Source organism: Archangium violaceum (genome assembly GCF_016887565.1).
GTDB classification, from domain to species: domain Bacteria; phylum Myxococcota; class Myxococcia; order Myxococcales; family Myxococcaceae; genus Archangium; species Archangium violaceum_B.
Genome location: NZ_CP069396.1, coordinates 11,541,079 through 11,559,660 on the forward strand (window position 1 = coordinate 11,541,079; position 18,582 = coordinate 11,559,660).

General features: G+C 69.7%; 16 protein-coding genes. 6 read left to right on the plus strand and 10 right to left on the minus strand.

Features of this window, described 5'->3' with window-relative positions:
* Positions 1-35: 35 nt before the first annotated feature.
* The 4 genes from JRI60_RS45970 to JRI60_RS45985 form a co-directional block, all read right to left on the minus strand.
* Positions 36-3,152 carry an efflux RND transporter permease subunit gene (locus JRI60_RS45970; protein WP_204222422.1) on the minus strand — a complete coding sequence of 1,039 codons (3,117 nt, stop codon included), beginning with the start codon at positions 3,150-3,152 and terminating at the stop codon, positions 36-38.
* 27 nt (positions 3,153-3,179) lie between these two features.
* A complete protein-coding gene (locus JRI60_RS45975; RefSeq protein WP_239470113.1) occupies positions 3,180-4,286 on the minus strand; it encodes an efflux RND transporter periplasmic adaptor subunit in 1,107 nt (368 codons plus the stop codon).
* Between the two features lie 4 nt (positions 4,287-4,290).
* On the minus strand, positions 4,291-5,043 hold the full coding sequence (locus JRI60_RS45980; protein ID WP_204222423.1) for a TetR/AcrR family transcriptional regulator: 753 nt from the start codon (positions 5,041-5,043) through the stop codon (positions 4,291-4,293).
* Positions 5,044-5,164: 121 nt separating this feature from the next.
* Positions 5,165-5,860, minus strand: coding sequence for a DUF2293 domain-containing protein (locus JRI60_RS45985; protein WP_204222424.1), 696 nt, complete (start codon positions 5,858-5,860; stop codon positions 5,165-5,167).
* 92 nt (positions 5,861-5,952) lie between these two features.
* Between JRI60_RS45985 and rnz the strand changes: the two genes are divergently transcribed.
* On the plus strand, positions 5,953-6,876 hold the full coding sequence (gene rnz, locus JRI60_RS45990) for a ribonuclease Z (protein ID WP_204222425.1): 924 nt from the start codon (positions 5,953-5,955) through the stop codon (positions 6,874-6,876).
* Positions 6,877-6,895: 19 nt separating this feature from the next.
* On the opposite strand, the gene JRI60_RS45995 is transcribed toward rnz, so the two are convergent.
* Positions 6,896-7,411, minus strand: coding sequence for a hypothetical protein (locus JRI60_RS45995; RefSeq protein ID WP_204222426.1), 516 nt, complete (start codon positions 7,409-7,411; stop codon positions 6,896-6,898).
* Between the two features lie 242 nt (positions 7,412-7,653).
* Between JRI60_RS45995 and JRI60_RS46000 the strand changes: the two genes are divergently transcribed.
* Complete coding sequence (locus tag JRI60_RS46000; RefSeq protein WP_204222427.1) at positions 7,654-8,247, plus strand: zf-TFIIB domain-containing protein; 594 nt, start codon at positions 7,654-7,656, stop codon at positions 8,245-8,247.
* Positions 8,248-8,256: 9 nt separating this feature from the next.
* Here the strand turns inward: JRI60_RS46000 and JRI60_RS46005 are convergent, their stop codons facing one another.
* From JRI60_RS46005 to JRI60_RS46015, 3 genes are all read right to left on the minus strand, one after another.
* Positions 8,257-8,733, minus strand: a complete 477-nt coding sequence (locus tag JRI60_RS46005; RefSeq protein ID WP_204222428.1) for an SMI1/KNR4 family protein — start codon at positions 8,731-8,733, stop codon at positions 8,257-8,259.
* Positions 8,733-10,097: an HNH endonuclease gene (locus JRI60_RS46010; protein WP_239470114.1), complete on the minus strand. Its 1,365-nt coding sequence runs from the start codon at positions 10,095-10,097 to the stop codon at positions 8,733-8,735. Before JRI60_RS46010 ends, JRI60_RS46005 begins: the two co-directional genes overlap by 1 nt.
* A gap of 424 nt (positions 10,098-10,521) precedes the next feature.
* Positions 10,522-11,466 (minus strand): alpha/beta fold hydrolase, encoded by a 945-nt coding sequence (locus JRI60_RS46015; RefSeq protein WP_239470115.1) that lies wholly within the window; start codon positions 11,464-11,466, stop codon positions 10,522-10,524.
* A 136-nt stretch (positions 11,467-11,602) separates the two neighbouring features.
* Here JRI60_RS46015 and JRI60_RS46020 point away from each other — a divergent pair, with 136 nt between their 5' ends.
* Positions 11,603-12,376: a rhomboid family intramembrane serine protease gene (locus JRI60_RS46020; protein WP_204222431.1), complete on the plus strand. Its 774-nt coding sequence runs from the start codon at positions 11,603-11,605 to the stop codon at positions 12,374-12,376.
* Positions 12,377-12,549: 173 nt separating this feature from the next.
* Positions 12,550-14,283 (plus strand): hypothetical protein, encoded by a 1,734-nt coding sequence (locus tag JRI60_RS46025; protein WP_204222432.1) that lies wholly within the window; start codon positions 12,550-12,552, stop codon positions 14,281-14,283.
* Positions 14,284-14,305: 22 nt separating this feature from the next.
* On the opposite strand, the gene JRI60_RS46030 is transcribed toward JRI60_RS46025, so the two are convergent.
* Positions 14,306-15,904 carry a DUF2079 domain-containing protein gene (locus tag JRI60_RS46030; protein ID WP_204222433.1) on the minus strand — a complete coding sequence of 533 codons (1,599 nt, stop codon included), beginning with the start codon at positions 15,902-15,904 and terminating at the stop codon, positions 14,306-14,308.
* A gap of 78 nt (positions 15,905-15,982) precedes the next feature.
* A complete protein-coding gene (locus tag JRI60_RS55240) occupies positions 15,983-16,048 on the minus strand; it encodes a hypothetical protein (RefSeq protein WP_204229382.1) in 66 nt (21 codons plus the stop codon).
* Between the two features lie 166 nt (positions 16,049-16,214).
* Here JRI60_RS55240 and JRI60_RS46040 point away from each other — a divergent pair, with 166 nt between their 5' ends.
* Positions 16,215-16,601: a BlaI/MecI/CopY family transcriptional regulator gene (locus JRI60_RS46040; protein ID WP_204222434.1), complete on the plus strand. Its 387-nt coding sequence runs from the start codon at positions 16,215-16,217 to the stop codon at positions 16,599-16,601.
* Positions 16,598-18,517 carry a M56 family metallopeptidase gene (locus JRI60_RS46045; RefSeq protein ID WP_204222435.1) on the plus strand — a complete coding sequence of 640 codons (1,920 nt, stop codon included), beginning with the start codon at positions 16,598-16,600 and terminating at the stop codon, positions 18,515-18,517. The genes JRI60_RS46040 and JRI60_RS46045 overlap by 4 nt, the downstream gene beginning before the upstream one ends.
* The last annotated feature ends 65 nt before the right edge of the window (positions 18,518-18,582 follow it).

An 18,582-nucleotide genomic window follows, 5' to 3' on the forward strand; every position in this document is an offset into this window, starting at 1 on the left:
AATGAACGGAGGAGGGGGGAGCCCGGGGGCCGCGCTCAGGCGGCGCGGCCGGGCTGCTGCTCGGAGACGGGAACGGGGGAAGCCTCGTCCTTCTTCTGGACGCGCTTGGAGAAGCCCAGGCTCTCCATGGCGGCGAAGACCACGGGCACCACCAACAGGGTGAGGAAGGTGGAGGTGATGACGCCGCCGATGACGGCGATGGCCATGGGGGCGCGGAACTCGGAGCCCACGCCCTTGCCGATGGCGGTGGGCACCATGCCGATGGCCATGGCGGCGCTCGTCATGAGGATGGGGCGCAGGCGGCGGGGGCCGGCCTTCATCAGCGCCTCGTCGACCGAGTCACCCTCGCGCAGGTACTGAAGCGCGCCGTCCACCAGGAGGATGGCGTTCTTCGTCACCAGGCCCATCAGCAGGATGATGCCGATCATCGCGCCCATGGAGACGTGGAAGCCGCCGAAGAACAGACCCAGCAGCGCGCCCACCAGGGCGAGCGGCAGGGACACCATGATGGTGAAGGGGTGCTTGAGGGACTCGAACTGGCTGGCGAGCACCATGTAGATGAAGACGAAGGCCAGCAGGAAGGCGGTGCCGAAGGCGTCGTTCTGCTCGGCCATCATCTTCATCTGGCCGTCGTAGACGAGCGAGTAGCCCGGGGCGAGCGGCTTCTCGGCCACCTTCTCGCGCAGCTTCTTGGCCACGTCACCCAGGGGAGCGCCCTGGAGCTGGGCGTAGACGGCGAGCTGCCGCTGGCGGTTCTCGTGCTCGATGACGCTCGGGCCATCGCGCAGCTCCACCTTGGCCAGGTCCGACACCGGGACGAGCCCCTTGGGCGTGGCCAACAGAATCTGCCGCACGCGCTCTGGGGTGCCACGGTCGCGCTCGGAGAGGCGGACGCGGATGTCCGTCTCGTCGACGCCCTCGCGCAGCTTGGCGGCCACGTCACCGCCGATGGCCAGACGCATCTGCATGGCCAGGGCGGCGGCGCTCACGCCCAGGTCCTTGGCGCGGGCCCGGTCGATCTCGATGGCCAGCTCCGGCTTGGGCGGATTGAAGTCCACGCGCACGTCCGCGGTGCCGGGGATGTCGCGCAGAATCTGGGCGACGCGCTCGGACTCCTCGCGGATCTTCTCCAGGTCCGGACCGGTGACGCGCACGATGATGGGATAGAAGTCACCACCCAGGCCGTCGATGATGGGCGGGTCCTGCATGATGACGCGGGTGGCGACCAGCGCGGGCGTGAGAATCTCGCGCGCCTGCTCCTTGATGGGATCGATGCCCCGGGTGCGCTGGTGCTTCTCCACCGTGAGCACCCGGATGCGCGCCTTGTTCACATCGCCGTTGTCGCCGACGATGGAGTAGACGTCCGTCACCTCGGGAATCTGCTTGAGGAGCCGCTCGGCCTCCGCCACGCGAGCCCCCGTCTGCTCCAGGTTGGAGGCGTCCGGCAGGATGAGCTGCACGAGGAACTGCGAGCGGTCCTCGGGGGAGAGGAACTCCACGCCCAGGCGGCTGGCGGCCCCGAAGGACAGCCCCATCACCAGCACGGTGATGCCCGCGGTCGCCCACTTGTGGTCCAGCACCCAGCGCAGGATGCGCGAGTAGAAGCGCTCGCTCTCGTCCAGGAAGCGGCGGATGGCGCTGGCCAGCGCGTTCTCCTGGTGGTGCTCGCCTGGCTTGCGCTGCTTCGCCAGACGCGCGGACAGCATGGGGTCCAGCGTGAAGGAGATGAAGAGCGAGATGAGCACCGCCACCGAGATGGTGAGGCCGAACTGCTGGAGGAACTGGCCCACCATGCCGGGCATGAAGGCCACCGGGACGAACACCGCCACCAGGGCGAGCGTGGTGGCGAGCACCGCCAGGCCCACGTCCGACGTGCCCTTGGAGGCCGCGGACACGGGGTCCTCGCCCTGCTCCAGACGGTGGGTGATGGCCTCGCGCACCACCACCGCGTCGTCGATGAGAAGACCGATGGCCAGCGAGAGCGCCAGCAGCGTCATCTGGTTGAGCGAGTACTCCAGCAGGTACATCACGAAGAACGTACCGACGACCGAGGTGGGCAGCGCCAGCGAGGAGATGAAGGTGCCGCGCGGGTCCAACAGGAACATCAGGATGATGAGCACCGCCATCGCGCCGCCGAAGATGAGGGCGATCCACACCTCGTGGGCGTTCTCGCGGATGGGGATGGACTGGTCGATGAGCAGCGTGGTCTGGAAGTCATGCCCCAGGGAGGGCACCACGGTGTCCAGCGCCTTCTTCACCGCGTCGCTCACCGCCACGGTGTTGGAGCCGGGCTGCTTGACGATCTCGAAGATGACCGCGTCCTTGCCATTGAGGCGCGCGGTGGTGCGCCGCTCGGCCACGCCGTCGGTGATGGTGGCGATCTCCTCCAGCCGCACCTGGGCGCCCGTGCGGCTCTGGGCCACCGGGAGCTGCCGCAGCTCGTCCACGTTGCGGAACTGTCCCAGCGAGCGCACCGTCAGCTCGTTGGGCCCCAGCTGCAGGCGGCCCGCGGGCAGGTCCAGGTTCTCCATGCCGATGCGCTGGGAGATGTCCATCGGGGACACGCCCACCGCGCGCGCCTTGTCCAGGTCGATGTCCACCTGGATCTCCCGCACGTCACCGCCGTTGATGCGCACGTCGGCCACGCCCTCGAGCTGCGCCAGGGCCGGCTTGAGCTTGTCCTCGATGAGCTTGCGCACCGTGCGCGAGTCCGCCTGCGCGCTCGCCGCGTAGGTGAGGACGGCCACCGCGGAGATGTCCACGCGGCCCACCACCGGCGTGTCCGCGTCCTGCGGCAGCCGGTTGGCCACGCCCGACACCTTGTCGCGCACCTCCTGCACCGACCGGTCCAGGTTGGCCGACAGCTTGAACTGCACGATCACCGTGCCGACGTTCTCGCGGCTGAAGGAGTGGATTTTATCCACGCCGCTGATGCCGGCGACGGCATCCTCGATGGGCTTGATGACCTGGGTCTCGAGCTCACCCGGGCCCGCGCCCTTGTAGATGGTGTTCACCACTACCACGGGGATGGACACGTCCGGGTAGAGGTCGGTACCGAGCCGGGAGTACCCCATCACCCCGAGGACGATGAGGCAGAGGGACAGCATGGCCGTGAAGACGGGCCGGCGGATGGAGACGTCGCTGAGGAGCATGGGAAACGCCCTGGTATCCTTCGAGGCCTACTTCACGGAGACGCGCGTACCCTCGGCGAGGGACGGCGTGGGGTATTCGACGACCTTGTCCAACGGGGAGGCGGCCTTCACCACCACCTCGCGCACGCGGCGCTCCAGCACCTGCACGTCCACGCGGCGCACCTCGCCGGTGGAGGCCACCACGTAGACGTGGTCCCCGCCCGAGGACGACAGCGCGGAGACGGGAATCACCTGGGCCTGCTGCGCCTCGCCCAGCGGGAGGATGACGCGCGCCAGGGTGTTGGCCACGAAGCGCCCATCCTTGTTGGGCACCACGATGTCCACCGGGATGCGGCGGGTGGCCGGGTCCGCGGAGCGGATGATGGTGCGGATGACGGCCTCGTCCGTGGAGGCGCCACCGCCGACGACCTCGACGCGCACCTTGGTGCCCGGCTTGAGGTAGGCGCGCGTGGAGTCGGCCACCGTCGTCTTCAGCAGCAGGGAGTCCAGGTTCTCCAGTCCGAACTGGGGAGCGCCCGGGCCCACGATGGCGCCCACCTGCTCGGGCGCGTCGGTGACGGTGCCGGAGAAGGGCGCCTTCAGGTCGTGCTTGCGGCGGCCGGCCTGCGCCTGCGCGAGCTGCGCCTTCGCGGCGAGCAGCTGCGCCTGGGCCTGCCGGGCCTGGGTGGTGGAGGTGAGGTTCTGCAGGTCGCTCACGTTGCCCTGCTCCTGCAGCTTCGCGTTGCGACCGGCCACGTCGGCGGCCATGGCGGCGCTCACCTCGGCGGCGGCCACGGCGGCCTGCGCCTGCGCCAGCTGCGCGTCGGCGATCTCCACGTTGAGCTGGGCGAGCACCTGGCCCTCCTGCACCGTCTGGCCCTTCTTCACGCGCACCTTCTCCAGGCGGCCACCCACCTCGAAGCCCACCTGCAGGGCCTGGGCGGGGAAGAGCGTGCCCGTCACCTCCTCGCGCATCGCGGCCTGCTCCGAGCGGGTGGCGGCGAGCGTCACCGTGGGGAGCTGCTCGGTGGTGGCGGCCTTGGTGGCGGCGGAGGGCGGAGCGGCGTCCGCCTTGCAGCCGGAGAGGGACAACGCGGTGGCGGCCATGCCCACGGCGGCGAGCCCGGCGACGAGAGGCGTCCTGGAGAGTTTCACGTTCCTACCTCGGGGTGCTGCGGGTGCGAGAGAGCGCGCGGGCCGGAGGAGACCTGCGCGGGGAAGTCTTCGGAGTCCTCGACGAGGCGGGGCGCGGGGCGGTGACGCCCGGGGCCAGGCTGCCCTCGAGGATGAGGCGGTGCAGTGAGCTGGCCCAGGCGGCCAGGTCCGGCTTCTGCTCCATCTGGCTCATCCGCTGGGCCAGCAGCAGGTAGGTGCCCACGAGCAGCGAGCCGGTGACCTCGGGAGGCACGTCCGTGCGGAAGGCGCGGTTGCTCTGCAACCGTTGGAAGTCCTGCGCCACCCGCGCCACCTCGTGCTCCACCACCTGCCACATCACCGTCTCGAATTCGGTGCCCTGGCAGCCGCGCGTGAGCACGTGCACCACGTCGCGGTAGGCCCACATCAGCTCCAGCGTCCGCAGGTCCGCATCGGTGCTCATGCGCACCAGGCCCTCGTAACGCTCGGAGCGCTCGGTCACGTCACCCGGTTCCAGCGGACCGTGCTCGGTGAAGAAGCGATCCGCGTCCTCCTTGCGCTGGGTGATGAGCCGGTTCATCGCCTCCGTGAACTCGCCCACCACCTCGCCGAAGAGCGCCTCCTTGGAGGAGTAGTGCAGATAGAAGGCCCCCTTGGAGAGGCCGCACGCGGCGGTGATGTCCTCGATGCGGGCGCCTCGAATGCCCTTCTTCACGAATTCGGTTCGCGCGGCGGCGATGAGCGCTGCACGGGCATGTGGGTCCGCGGGACGAGCCATGACGGACGCATTACTAACCCGCCGGTCAGAAACCGCCAGGGGGTTTCTGAATCACGGGTCAGTAACCGCCCGAGTGTCACTTATTGAATCAATCAGCAAGGCTATCCAACTGAAAGCCGGGCTACTGCGGTGTGGGAGCGCCGAGCCGCGCGAGGGCGGTGCACAGGGGGCACGCGGGGGGCGCGTGGGGGACGTCGCGGCGGTGCAGGTCCAACACCGCGCGAGACACCTCGGCCAGCTCGCGGCGCACCTCGCGGCGGGCGCCCTTCACCCGGGCGATGGAGAGGTTGTCGTAGGCCGTCGTCTGGTGTCGCATCCAGGCGATGACGGCGGCCTCGGCGCGGCGCTCGATGGGGATGCGCTCGGTGCGGGCCACGGTGCCACTGCCCACGGGGGTGGCATGGGCCGACACCGCCACGGCCAGCCGCTTGGCCTGGGGGGTGAAGGTGGGCGCGAAGGCGAGGAAGCGCAGCACGGCGTTGGCGAAGTCCACCTCGTACTCGGCCTGCTCGCGCTCGCGGCGGCGGACGTCCGCCTCGCGCTTGCGGGCATAGGCGGGGGTGGCGCGCTCGGACTCCAGGGCGGCCCGGGCGGCGGTGATGTGGGCCTCGGGCGCCCATACGCCCTGCGAGAAGATCTTGCGGCCCTTCTTCTCCACCACCGTCCAGCTGGGGCCGGCGGCCTTCACCCGGCGCGTGAGGCCCGCGTCACCCGGGGGCAACAGGGCCCAGCCGGCGGGCACGGAGAGGATGGAACCATCGGCCGCGCGCACGCGGCGCGGGTCGCTCGTGGGGGACACGGTGAGGGAGTCGCTCATGACGGGGGGCCGCGCCTATATCGTGCTAAAGGGGCATGTCGCCAGCGCTGGGGCGCTGCGCGGGAGGGTCTTCAATCGTGGGCAGCGCCGGCATGTCCATCCTCAGGCTCACCTTCCTCGGCACCTCGGCCGCGCAGCCGACGTTGCACCGCAACCTCTCGGGGCTCGCGGTGAAGGCGGATGCGGATCTGCTCCTCTTCGACTGTGGCGAGGGCAGTCAGCGGCAGATGGTGCGCTTCGGCACCGGCTTCACCGTGGATGCCGTCTTCTTCACCCACTTCCACGCGGACCACTACCTGGGAATCATCGGGTTCCTGCGCACGCTGGGGATGATGGGGCGCGACTCGCCCGTGCAGCTCTACGGGCCTCCCCCGGCGCGGCGGCTGCTCAACCAGGCGGTGCACCTGGGCGTGGAGTCGCTGTCCTTCCCCGTGGAGATGCACGAGCTGCGCGACGGGGACAAGGTGGAGCGGCGCGGCTACACGGTGCACGCGGTGGGGGTGGACCACCGCATCAACGCGCTGGGCTACGTGCTGCAGGAGGACGAGCGCCCGGGCAAGTTCAACCTGGAGAAGGCGAAGGCGATGGAGATTCCCTCGGGGCCCGTCTACGGCCAGCTCCAGCGCGGCGAGACGGTGACGCTGCCGGATGGCCGGACCATCGGTCCCGCCGAGGTGGTGGGGGACCCGAGGCCCGGCCGGCGGCTGGTCATCTCCGGCGACACCCGCCCCTGCCAGTCATTGGTGCGGGCGGCGAAGGACGCGGATCTGCTCATCCACGAGTCCACCTTCTCCGACGACGAGCAGGAGCGCGCGCACGAGACGCGGCACTCCACCGCGCGCGAGGCGGCGCAGGTGGCGCGCGAGGCCGGGGCCCGGCGCCTCATCCTCACGCACCTCTCCAGCCGTCACGACACGGACCCCGCGCGGCTGCTCGCCCAGGCGCGCGAGGAGTACAAGGGGCCCGTCGAGGTGGCCTACGACGGGCTCACCGTGGAGCTGCCCCTGCGCGACTGAGCGCGCGGGGCGGTGCGGGCTACTTGATGGACTTCTCGGCGTCCTCGCGCAGCGCCTTGGCGTCCTCGGGCGCCAGGCGCTGCATCAGCTCCCACTCCATCTCCATGTCGCGCACCAGATTGGTGGTGTCGGTGCCAATCTGCTGACGCTCGCCCGTCTTGGGGTCCACCGGGCCCTGGCCGGCCTCGGTGCGGTTCTGCTTGAAGATCTCCACCGAGGACATGGTCGGGGTGGGCTGCTTGCCACGCACCAGGTAGCGCACGTAGTTGGTGCCCAGCGACGAGGGCGCGCCCACCATGTGCCAGTCGGTGCTGATCTCATAGGCGCCCGGGGCCTCGCGCAGCGGCAGGTCCTTCTCCTTCAAGAAGGAGCGCACCTGCGGCCACACCTCGGCGATGGGCTGGCGGTACACGTGCTGCGTGGCCTTCTCCTGAAGGTAGGCCTCGCGGCGGGCGGCCGCGCATCCGGCGGCGAGTGAGGCGACGGCGAGCAGCAGCAGCGACAGGCTCCACGGCGAGCGCTTCGAGAGCGTCATGTGCGGGTCTCTCCTGAGAGGGAAGATGGGGCCAGGGATTTGAAGCACGGGCCTCCGCTCGCGCCAAGCCACCGCGCGGACGCACCGGGCCATGGCCGCGGCACCGGCCACACACGCAATGACAACGAAAACCATCAATCTGTTCGAAACAGGCGGAGACGCCGTGGACGCTCGCGGGAGCTGGTCCAGAAGCTCCGCTTGAAGGAGTGAGTCGCTCGCCGCGTGCTAGCGTCGGCGGGCGGATGGCGCCTTCATCGAAGATCTGCCCTGGGTGTGAGGTGGCGATGGTGCCCTTCCTGGCGAAGGGAGTGGAGATCGACTGCTGCCCGAAGTGCGGAGGGCTGTGGTTCGACTTCGGCGAGCTCACCCGGGTGGCGGGACGCAAGGCAGAGCTGGAGCTGATGGGGGGCCACACCTCCCGTCGTTGCGCGTTCTGCCGCATCTCGATGGAGCCGGCACTGCTGCCCGGGGCGATCCCCGTGGAGGCGTGCACGGCGTGCCGTGGCATCTACCTCGACGAGGACGAGCTCGAGGAGTTCGCCAGGGGCCACGTCTCGATGACACCTCGGGACGGGCACCCGTGGAAGCGAGCAAGGCCCGAGCAGAGGAAGGAGACATCCACCGCGGCACAGCCCCAGGGCTTCGAGTGCGTGAGGTGTGGACTGCGCTTTCCGTATAGCGAGGGGAATGCGCTGCGCGGCGGGCTCGCCTGCCGGAGTTGCACGCCTCGGCCCCAGACGACGGAAGCCGAGAGACGCTCCGCCAACCGTGACTCCGATCTGGGTCATGCAGGCGGCCCCGACGTCGATTTCGACTTCGATTTCGGTTTCGACTGAATGGAGTGGTCAGGGCCCTGGCATCCGTGGCGAAAGCTCGTCTGCGTCAAGCGATGACAGGAACGAAGCAAAGTCACCGGCCAGGAAGTAGAGGCTCCGCTCACCTGCACGAGCATGTCCATCCCAGTAGAAGATCGCGCCCGCTCGCTCACCCACCACCGACAAACAGATCTTGTCGACGCCCTCTGTCGTTGCGATTGGAACCAACTCCGAGGGGATGCGATCCCCGAACACATCGAGGTTCCAATCCAGATTGCAGGATTCGACAGGGTCCCTCAGTCCAAAGAACACGTGGATTCGACCGAGTGAATTGCCCTCGAGACCTTTGATCGTCAGCAGATCTCGCTCAGGGCGCCCGCCATTGGTGGCCAACAAGAACTCCCTGTAGGCGGCGGGAAGAACAAGGCCATGCTTCTTCTCGAATGACCTGACGTCTTGCTCGAAGAGAGGAGGTCCTCCCTCTCGTGTCTTCAGCAAAGCAACCATCATTGACCTCCCGAGAAACCGCCGGTGTGTCCCGTCCTGGCGTGGATTCCCGTAGGGACGAGTTGCAGAGTCGTTCCGTCCTGGTGGTGATGCCAGGTCATTCCCTTGGGCGTCTCCTTGAATCCCGCTGCCTTGTTCGCGGCAGCGAAATCCCTGACCCGAGAGCCCGTGAATGAAATCTTCACCTCGACTTCAACGACCCCGGCGGCCCTGAAGTCGGGGTAGCCATCGGCATCGAACGGAACATGGGTAACTGGATGCTTCCTTCCCGCCAGATGAGCGTTCCGGATGGGAGTTTCGGTTGTCGAAGTGCGGCCCGCCCGCTCGGACTTCGCTTCCGACAACCACGCCTGGGCTCTCGCCACATTGCCCCGAGCCTCGTAGAGGGCCACGGCGCCAGCCTCTCCCCCTTCGTGAACCAGCAGGGCCGCCTCCCGGCTGGCCTGGATGTGCCTGGCCAGCTGATGAATGCCGTCCCTCCCCAGCCGCATCCACAACCGCTCCGCTACCTCCGCCAGCCCCTCGAATCCCAGTTCCGGTACCTGGAGTTGCCCCACCCGTCGCCATCCGGGCCCCTTGCCCTCGGAGAGGTAACGCGCCCCCTTACCGCCAGCGTACAAGGCCACCAGCACCGTCGCGGCCGACAGCTCGCGCGTGGCCTGCTCGTACTGGCCCTGGGACAGCGAGTACACCCCATGACACGTGCCAGCCACCAGGTTGAAGAAGCCCACCGGTACACCGAACGTCAGCGCGTCAAGACTCCCCAGCGCCACGCTTTCCGGTGAGAAGGCTCGCTCCAACTCCGCCCGCTCCACCTCGTCGAGAGCCTGCTGGTAGAGCGGAGGCAGTTGCCCTCGCTGCGTGTCGTACTTCATGGCCAGGGCGCCCCGGCGCAGCTCGCTGGTGGACAGGGCCTCGTTGGCAGCGCTGGCCAGACCCCGGGCCACGTCACCCAGATGCTCGGGACGATCCTTGTAGTCCCCGAGGTTCAGGCCCCGCTGCCGCAGCGCCTCGCCAACAGCGCCCATCCGCCCCAGGGTTTCCGCGAGGTGTTTGTCTCGGGCGAGCAAGAGGAGCACCTGGTGCAAATCATCGGTGAACGCCGAGTGGATGATGAAAAGAGCAAACAACTCGGCTCTGGCGGCGCCGTACTCCCGGGTGGCGGTGAAGAGGAACGCGGCGCGTTTACGGTTGAGAGCATCTGAGCCATCGCGCAGAGGCCCCAGGGAGCCGAGCCGGACGGCGGACCAGCCATCCAGCCCCTCCACCAGCCGGGCCATATCCACCTCGCGCTGCAACGCGATGAACTCCGCTGGCGAGGCACACGCCAGAAAGGGGGCAAGCACCTCCTGGCTGGATGACATGGAAGGCCAGCCTGGGGGCCGTGCACCCTCCTCCTGGCAACTTGCATCCCGCACGAGTTGAAGGGTTTCAGCCTTCTTCCCGGGGAAGCCGCCCGCCCCGCCCGACCCCTCCACCAGCTCGACCGGGGGAGCCGATTGCATCAGCCCGAACGAGGCAGGCCGTGAGTGCATACCAAAGCCACTCAGCTGACTCCCACGCGGATGGCCCGTTGCACACCCGGTCAGCAGAACCAGTGCAACCAGGAGCAGGAGGACAGAGCCAGACGGATGTCCGTCCCCATGCACGAAGGGCCTTCGAGAAGGTAGAAGCGGCGATCTCACGAATGGAAGCATCACTGGCAGGAGGCACTCGGACCAGGCCGTGAGTCTCCATCGCGGAGTCCGCGCTCCACAAGCAAGGCCGGCGCGCTCGAGCCAGGATTCTTCACGCCGGAGGCGGCGGGCTCTCCTCGTACACTTCCGCCACCGAGTCCGCGGACACGCCCCAGGCCTCCTCCGGACGGCCCACGGTGAAGTGCTCGACGAGGAGCGCCGCCACCTTCTCCGGTGCCTCCAGCGGCACGAAGTGGCCCTCCTCGGGCAGGTGTTGCACCGCGGGCGGCTGCTCGAAGTACGGCTCCAGCCCCTTCGTGAACGCTTTGCGCAACGCGCTGTCCTGATCGCCCCAGATGAGCAGGAAGGGCGCGCGGATGCGCGGGTAGCTCCTCATCCGCCGCAGTCCTCGCGGGGTGAAGTTTCGGCGGAACAGCTCGCGGTAATAGGCGATGGCCGCGCGCGCCGCCCCGGTCCGCGAGAAGTTGGCCTCGTACTCCGCCAGCCGGCCCAGCGGCACGCGCGACGGGTCCACCATCGCCCTCCGGATGAGGTGCGGCACCAGGGCGCCCCCTCCCGCGGAGAGCACGCGCTCGGGCAGGTAGGGGATCAGGAAGGCGAACATGTACCAGGAGCGCACGAGCTGCGCGGGATTCAACAGCTGCCGCGCCATCTTGCTCGGATGCGGAGCGTTGATGACGGCCAGCCGGTCCACCACCTCCGGATGCATGGCCGCCACGTGGTAGGCGATCAGCCCGCCCCAGTCGTGCCCCACCAGGTGCACGGGCCGCCCAGGCTGGAGGTGCCGTGCCAGCTGCACGACGTCGTTCGCCAACGTGTCGAGGTCGTAGCCCCCCTCGGGCCGATCCGTGCCGCCATAGCCGCGCAGGTCCGGCGCGACGGCGCGGAAGCCAGCTTCGGCCAGCCGGGGGAGCACCTCGCGCCAGCTCTCGGACAGTTCGGGAAAACCGTGGAGCAGCAGCACGAGCGGACCGTCGGCGGGACCGGCCTCCAGCGCTTGCACGCGCAGGCCGGGCAACGGGATGAGGCGGGGCATGATGGATTCCATGCGCAACAGCTAGGTCCGCCCCTCCCCGCGAGGAAGCGGGCCCCGGGACGGGACGTCCGCCGCCATACACGCCCGCCGAAATCCGTGCCTCGCCACCCCGTCGTGGACATGATGGTGCCCCTCGATGATTCCCATCAGCGACGACAACCCCACACTCCGCGCTCCGCTAGTCACCTGGCTGCTGCTCGCCGCCATCGGCGCCACCTGGGTCTTCATCCAGGGCGCCGGGCTCAATGCCCTGGCCCTGGTCTCCAGCGTGTGCAACCTCGGGCTCGTCCCGGGTGAGCTCACCGGGCTGGCCCGGGTGGGCCTCGCCGTGCCCCTCGGAGATGGACTGGCGTGTGTCATCGACCAGGAGCCCATCAACCGCCTCACGCCCCTCACCTCCATGTTCCTCCACGGGAGCTGGGGTCACATCCTGGGCAACTGCCTCTTCTTCTGGGTGTTCGGCAACAACGTCGAGGACAGCATGGGCCGGCTGCGCTTCCTCGTCTTCTACATCGTCTGCGGCCTGGCCGCGGCCGCCGCGCAGGTGCTGGTGGACCCCTCCTCGCCCGTCCCCATGGTGGGCGCCTCGGGCGCCATCTCCGGAATCATGGGGGCCTACCTCATCCTCTACCCGCGCGTGCGGGTGAACATGCTCTTCATCTTCATCATCATCATCCGCATCATCCCCCTGCCCGCCTGGGTGGTGCTCCTGTACTGGTTTGGCCTCCAAGTCATCACCGGCCTGCCCCAGCTCAATCAGATCGACGCCGCGGGCGGCAGCGGAGTCGCTGTGTGGGCGCACGTGGGTGGCTTCGTCGCGGGGCTCGTGCTGGTGAAGCTCTTCGAGAACCGGGAGCTCACCTCCCGGCGCTCCGGGTGGCGGCACCGGCTGCACCCCAACCACCCCTGAGGATGAGGCACGGAGGGAGACGTCGGGAACAGCCGCCTCGGCCCGTCGGTTCGCGAGCGTGTCAGAGGCACGCGGTTTGCTGAAAGGCACATCAGGGCTTCGTCACGCGGCTCGGGAGACACGCTCTCCTCGGGAGCCGCCCCAGAGGGTGTTGCACGATGCGTTGGGTGGGGATGGTCCGGTCTTGCAATCCGCGGCACCTGGCGATGGCGCTGGTGTTGCTCACCCTGCTGCTGGGGGGCTCGCCCCGGTCCGCCTCGGCGCAATCCGAGGTGGAACCCCTGCTGCCCACCGGCCCCAAGCCGCTCATGCTGCATGTGCCTCCCGTCCAGTCCGTGAACGAGGAGGAGGAGCTGCGTGTCACGGTGCGGGTGGAGGGTGGACAGGGGCGGACGCGCGTCTTCGTGGACGGACTGCCGCCGGGAGCGCTCTGGGACGAGCCCGCTCGCACGCTCACCTTCCGGCCCGACTTCATCCAGGGCGGCTGGCACCAGGACGTCACCTTCACCGCCACGGACGGACAGAGCACCACCCAGGCGCGGATGACGCTCACGGTGCTCGACACCGTGCGCCCGCCCGAGCCGCGCATCCTCCACCAGGAGGAGCTGTCCGGAGTCCTGCGCCTGACGCTGGAGCAGCCCACGGACGCGTGGCTGGACAGCCCCGGCTACGCGGGGCGCACCTTCCCGGCGGTGGTGACGGTGCCGCTCGCCTCCTCGGCCGCCTACCCCATGCCCGTGACGGTGCGCCTGCACGGCGTGGGCAACTGGCCGCCCACGCCCCAGATGTCCCCGGACCGCTTCATCATCGAGCCGAGCGACCCCGACCTCACGTACTGGTGGGGCTACTCCGAGCGCCTGCCCCAGGGGCCGGCCCTGGAGGGCGCCGTGCCGCCGTACACCGCGCGCCGGGTGCTGGCGCTGCTGGAGTGGGTGCTGCGCCACCATCCCGGAGCGGATGCCAGGCGCGTCTTCCTGGAGGGAGACTCCATGGGCGGCGCGGGCGCGCTGGCGCTCGGCCTGCTCAACGCGCGGCACTTCGCGGGCGTGTATGCCCGGCACGCGCAGCCGGTGGCGCGGGCGCACCGGCCCTGGCGGCTGGCGCAGCTCTCCTCCCTGTGGGGCATGCCCGAGGAGGAGGTGCCGGACGCGGACGGCCTGGGCGTCTGGAGCCGCCTGGACCTGACGCGCGCCCTGCGCGACGAGCCCGAGGCCCGCTCGCAGTTCCTCATCCTGCAGCACGGCAAGGATGACCCCATCATCCACTTCGGCTCCGTGGTGGGGCCCAGCTCGCTCACCGGTGCCTCCTTCTACGAGACGCTGCAGACGCGGCACATCGGCCACGTCGCCGTCTGGGACGAGGGTGGGCACGTGGAGGCCGATCCGTGGCTGGGCCAGCGCTGGTGGGACCTCGGCTGGAGCCCCCTCAAGGACGCCCACACCTTCCTGCGCGGGGACCTGGCCTTCCCGGCCTTCAGTCACTCCTCCTGGGACGGCAACCCGGGCAGCGGGGGCAACGGGCGCCAGCCGTGGCGCAACGACTCCGGCTACGCGGGTGACCCGAAGGTGCCCGGGGACACGGGCTGGGATGGAGACGTGGTGGGGATGATCAACCGCTCGCTGCGCTGGGACAGCCAGCGGCTGGTGGACACGCACACGCGCTTCGAGCTGCCGCTGCGCGCGGTCATCGGCCCCGGCGTCTCCGACACGCCCGTGGTGGACGTGACGCCCCGGCGCGTGCAGCGCTTCCGGTGCCTGCCGGGCGAGCGCATCCGTTGGACCTTCGGCGGGGCCAGCGGCACCGTCACCGCGGGCTCGGATGGCAGCGTCACCGTGCCCCGCCTCCGGCTCGGCGCGAGCTGGACGCCGCTGGTGCTCGAGCGCGAGCGCGTGCCCGAGCGCAGCTGAGGGCACCCGCGCGAGCCCCGGACTACCGCGGGCGCAGCAGGATGAAGCCCTCGTCCAGGTGCTCCACCTCGCCGCGCCGCTCCGCGTCCGCCACTCTCTCCGCCAGGGCCTCGCGGGAGAACGGGAAGGTGTCCAGTTCCGGGTTGACCAGCACCACCGCGCCCGGCCGCGTGGTGCTCGCGGCATCCAGGAAGGGCAGCGGGGACAGCGCGTAGGACAGGTGCGGGAAGAGCACCGTCTGCGCGTAGAACACCGGGGGCGCCTCCGTCCGCAGATTCCCGGTCGCTCGCTCCAGCGCGTCCAGCACCCGCGTCCTCGGCGGACCGAAGCGCACGTACGCGCCTCCCCACAACGGGAAGGACAGCAGGGCCACGGCGCACAGCAGCAGCCGGCGCGGGGCCGGCAACCCCGGGCGATCCAGGTGCCGGTACGCCTCCAGCAGCCCCCAGAAGAAGAAGGGCAGGAGCGTCACCGGGTAGTACATCCGGTAGTCGTGCATCTTGGGGTACGACGCGCTGCCCAGGATGAAGAGCGTGGGCAGCATCGCCACCAGCGGCTGGCGCGAGAGCAGGGGCAGCAGCAACGCCGGAATGAACAGCTTGTACCAGCCGGAGGTGAGCACGTCGCGCAGCACCCGCCCCGGCGAGCGGAGCATGTTGAGGGCGATCTCCGGCGGTGAGCCGCCGTACTGCCCCCAGAAGCCAACGTAGGTCGGCAGCCCATGCCCCGTCTGCGCGAGCGCCCACGGCTGGACGACGCGCGTGTTGACGATGAACAGCGCCACGCTCACGGAGAGCACCGCGAGCGCCGGGCGCCACCGCTTCCGGTCGAACACCAGCGTCCCCAGCGCGAGCGCCGAGGCATGCAAGGCCGCGTCCTCCTTGATGGAGAGGAAGCCCACCAGGGCGGCAATCCACACCGCGGGCCGGCGCTCCACCCAGCCCAGCACCAGGGTGAGGCCGAACACCGGGTAGAAGACCTCGGGGCGGAAGCCGCCATCGAGCAGCGCGCCCACCCACGGGCTGGTGAGGAAGGCCACTGCCGCGAGCAGGGCGATGGCCTCGCTGCCCACCAACCGCATCGCGAGCCGCCACAGGGGGATGAGCGAGGCCCACACCACGAGGGCGGTGGTGATGCACAGCAGCAGCGGGCTCTCCCAGAGCCGGTGCAGCGGCACGAAGGGCAGCAGCACGTACGAGGGATGGATGCCGAAGTGATTCACGTCGTAGATGGGCGAGTACATGAACCGCCCATGGTTCGTGCTGAAGAGCATCCAATCGAAGATGCTGAAGTCCACGCCGTTGACGGCGAACGAGCGGTACTTCCACACCTGACAGACGAGGCACCACACCCCGGCGCAGGCGAGCGCTGCGTTGCGCCAGGCGCGCGAGAGGCGGGCCTCGGCGAGCCCATCCACGGCCCGGGAGCCGATGAGCCCCACCAGGAAGAGCGGGTGGAGCACGTACTGCCAGGTGCGCGGAGCGCCCAGCTGGGGACTCACGGCCGACAGCGGGCCGGACGCCAGGAACATCACGCACAGCGCGGCGGCGAAGCCGGTGAGGAGCCGGCTGGCGCGAGAGGCGGCCTCGGACGAGGCGGGCACGAAGGAGGGAGTGGACACGAAGGGGCCGGGACTCTACCCCCGGACAGGAGTCCTGGAACTACTTTACGTCCTCGGTGCGGGAGGCGTTGCCCTCCTTCACGGATTCACGTCCAGGATGAGGAAGGAGTCCGACGCCTGGTCATACGCGCCCAGCGGAGAGATGTGACCGCCGCCCTTCTGTCCCCCCGCCGAGGAGCAGCAGCGTGGTGCGGAGCGTCTTCATGCCCCAAGCCTGCCACAACAATCCGGGCTCCATCGACTTGACTACAACCGTAGTCAGGGCTTACCTTGCTCCTTGACGACACTTGTAGTCACGCGGATGGGCCGAATGAAGAAGCCGGTGGGAGACCAGGAGTTGGTGGTGCTGCGCTGGGTGGCCGAGCACGGCCCCGTCACCGTGGGTGAGGTGGCGGAGCGGTTCGGCGAGCCACAAGGCCTGGCGCGCTCCACCATCCTCACGGTGATGGAGCGGTTGAGGAGCAAGGGGCACCTGACGCGGCGCAAGGTGGAGGGCGTCTACCAATACAGCTCCAGCGTGCCGCTGGCGGAGCTGCTGCGGGGCGTGGTGGGGGACTTCGTGAAGAAGTCGCTGGCGGGCTCGCTGTCGCCCTTCGCCACGTGGCTGTCCCAGGCCGACGAGGTGAGTGACGACGAGCTGCGCCAGTTGGAGGAGGCCGTTGCCCGGCTCAAGTCGAAGAAGGAGGGCGAGGAATGAGCGCCATGGACATGCACGCGGTGGCGGAGCAGGGACTCGGGGTGCTGTGGCGGGTGACGTGGCAGGGGGCGCTGTGGGCGCTCGTGGTGTGGGCCCTCACGCGGGCGCTGCCGAGGCTGCCCTCGTCCGCGCGGGCCGCGATGTGGTGGCTCGTGGGGCTCAAGTGCCTGGTGAGTCTGTGCGCGCCGGGCACGGTGCGCCTGCCACTGCTGCCAGCGCCCGAAGCGCCCCAGGCCGTCGCGGTGAAGGTGGACACGGCTCCGGCCCATGCGGGCACCGCGCTCAGGGTGGAGAAGAAGCACGGTGAGGCCTCGCTCGTGGCAACCCCGCCGGAGCGCACAGGCACGTGGATGCGCCAGGCGGTGCTGGGCGTGCTGCTCGCGTGGCTCGGCGGCCTCGCCTGGCAGGGGTGGGCGCTGCTCCGGAGCCTCGCGCAGTTGCGCCGCATCCGGCGCGAGGCACGGCCGCTCGAGGACGCCACGCTCCACCAGGCCGCGGCGACGCTCGGTCGGGAGCTGGGCCTCGCGCGCATCCCCCGGTTGCGCGTCTCCGAGCACGCCCCGAGTCCCCTGGCCATCGGCCTGCTGCGCCCCGAGGTCATCCTGCCGCGCGCGGCGCTGGAGAAGCTGTCCCCGCTGGAGCAGCGCATGGCGCTGGCGCACGAGCTGGCCCACGTGCGGCGCGGGGACCTGTGGCTCGGCTGGGTGCCGGCGCTCGCTCAGGCGTTGTTCTTCTTCCACCCCCTCGTCCGCCGGGCCTGCCGCGAGTACGCGCTCGCCCGCGAGGAGGCCTGCGATGCCGCCGCGCTCCAGGCCACCGGGGCCGAGCCCCACGAGTACGGGCGGCTCCTGCTCGTCTTTGGTATCGCCCGCGCTCCGGCTGCCGCGGCGATGCCCGGTGCCTCATCACATCTCGCAGCCCTCAAACGGAGAATCGCCATGCTGGAACACGCAAGTACCGACTCGATGCGGCGCCACCACTGGATTCGCTGGGCCCTGGGCGGCCTCGCGCTGGTGGCACTCGTCCCCTTCCAGGTGGTGGCCCGCGAGCCAGCGGCCCCCACGCCCCCAGTGCCCCAGGCGCCGGCGGTGACCCCACAGCCCTCGCAGCCCCTCGTGCCCGCCGCCGTCCTGCCCCTGGTGAAGCCCCCCGCCCCCGCGCCTCGGGTCGCCGTGGCGCAGTCCGCTGCTCCCGCGAGGCCTCCCGCGCCTCCGAGTGCGCCCGCCGAGGACGATGACGGCAGGTACTCCTACGTCCTCCTGCGCTCCTCGGACAACGCGACGATGTCCGGTTCGCCGCACGACCTGAAGGTGGCTCGCAGCCTGGCGGGCGGAGGGAACCAGCCCCTGCTCTACGTGCGCCGCGATGATGGCCAGGAGTTCATCATCCGGGACGCGGCGACCCTGCGGACCTTCGAGGACACCTTCAAGAGCGTGAGGGAGCTCGACGAGCAGCAGAGGGCGCTGGGCGAGCAACTGAAGGCGCTGGGCGAGAAGCAGGGCGAGTTCGGCGGGAAACAGGGGGAGCTCGGCGGGAAGATGGGGGAGATTGGCGAGAAGATGGGAGTGCTGGGACGCAAGCAGGCCCGGCTCGCCCACCAGGCGGCCCTCCTGGAGATGGACGACGGGGAGGAGACGCCGGACATCAAGCGCCAGCGGGAGCAGTTCGCGCGCGAGCAGAAGGAGCTGCAGCAGCAGATGGAGGAGCTCGAGCGGCAGATGGAGCCCCTCAACGAGCAGATGGAGGCCTTCAGCCGGGAGATGGAGAAGTACAGCGAGCCCATGGAGAAGCTCGGCGAGCAGATGGAGAAGCTCGGCGAGCAGATGGAGGCGGCGAGCCGGGAGGCCGAGAAGAAGGCCCAGGCGCTGCTGGATGACGCGGTGCGGAAGGGGCTGGCCGAACCCGTGAAGCGCTGACCCCACGCATTCCCACTCGCGCCCGAGTGCGCCAGAGTGCAACGCCCACCGACCCCGTCACCCGG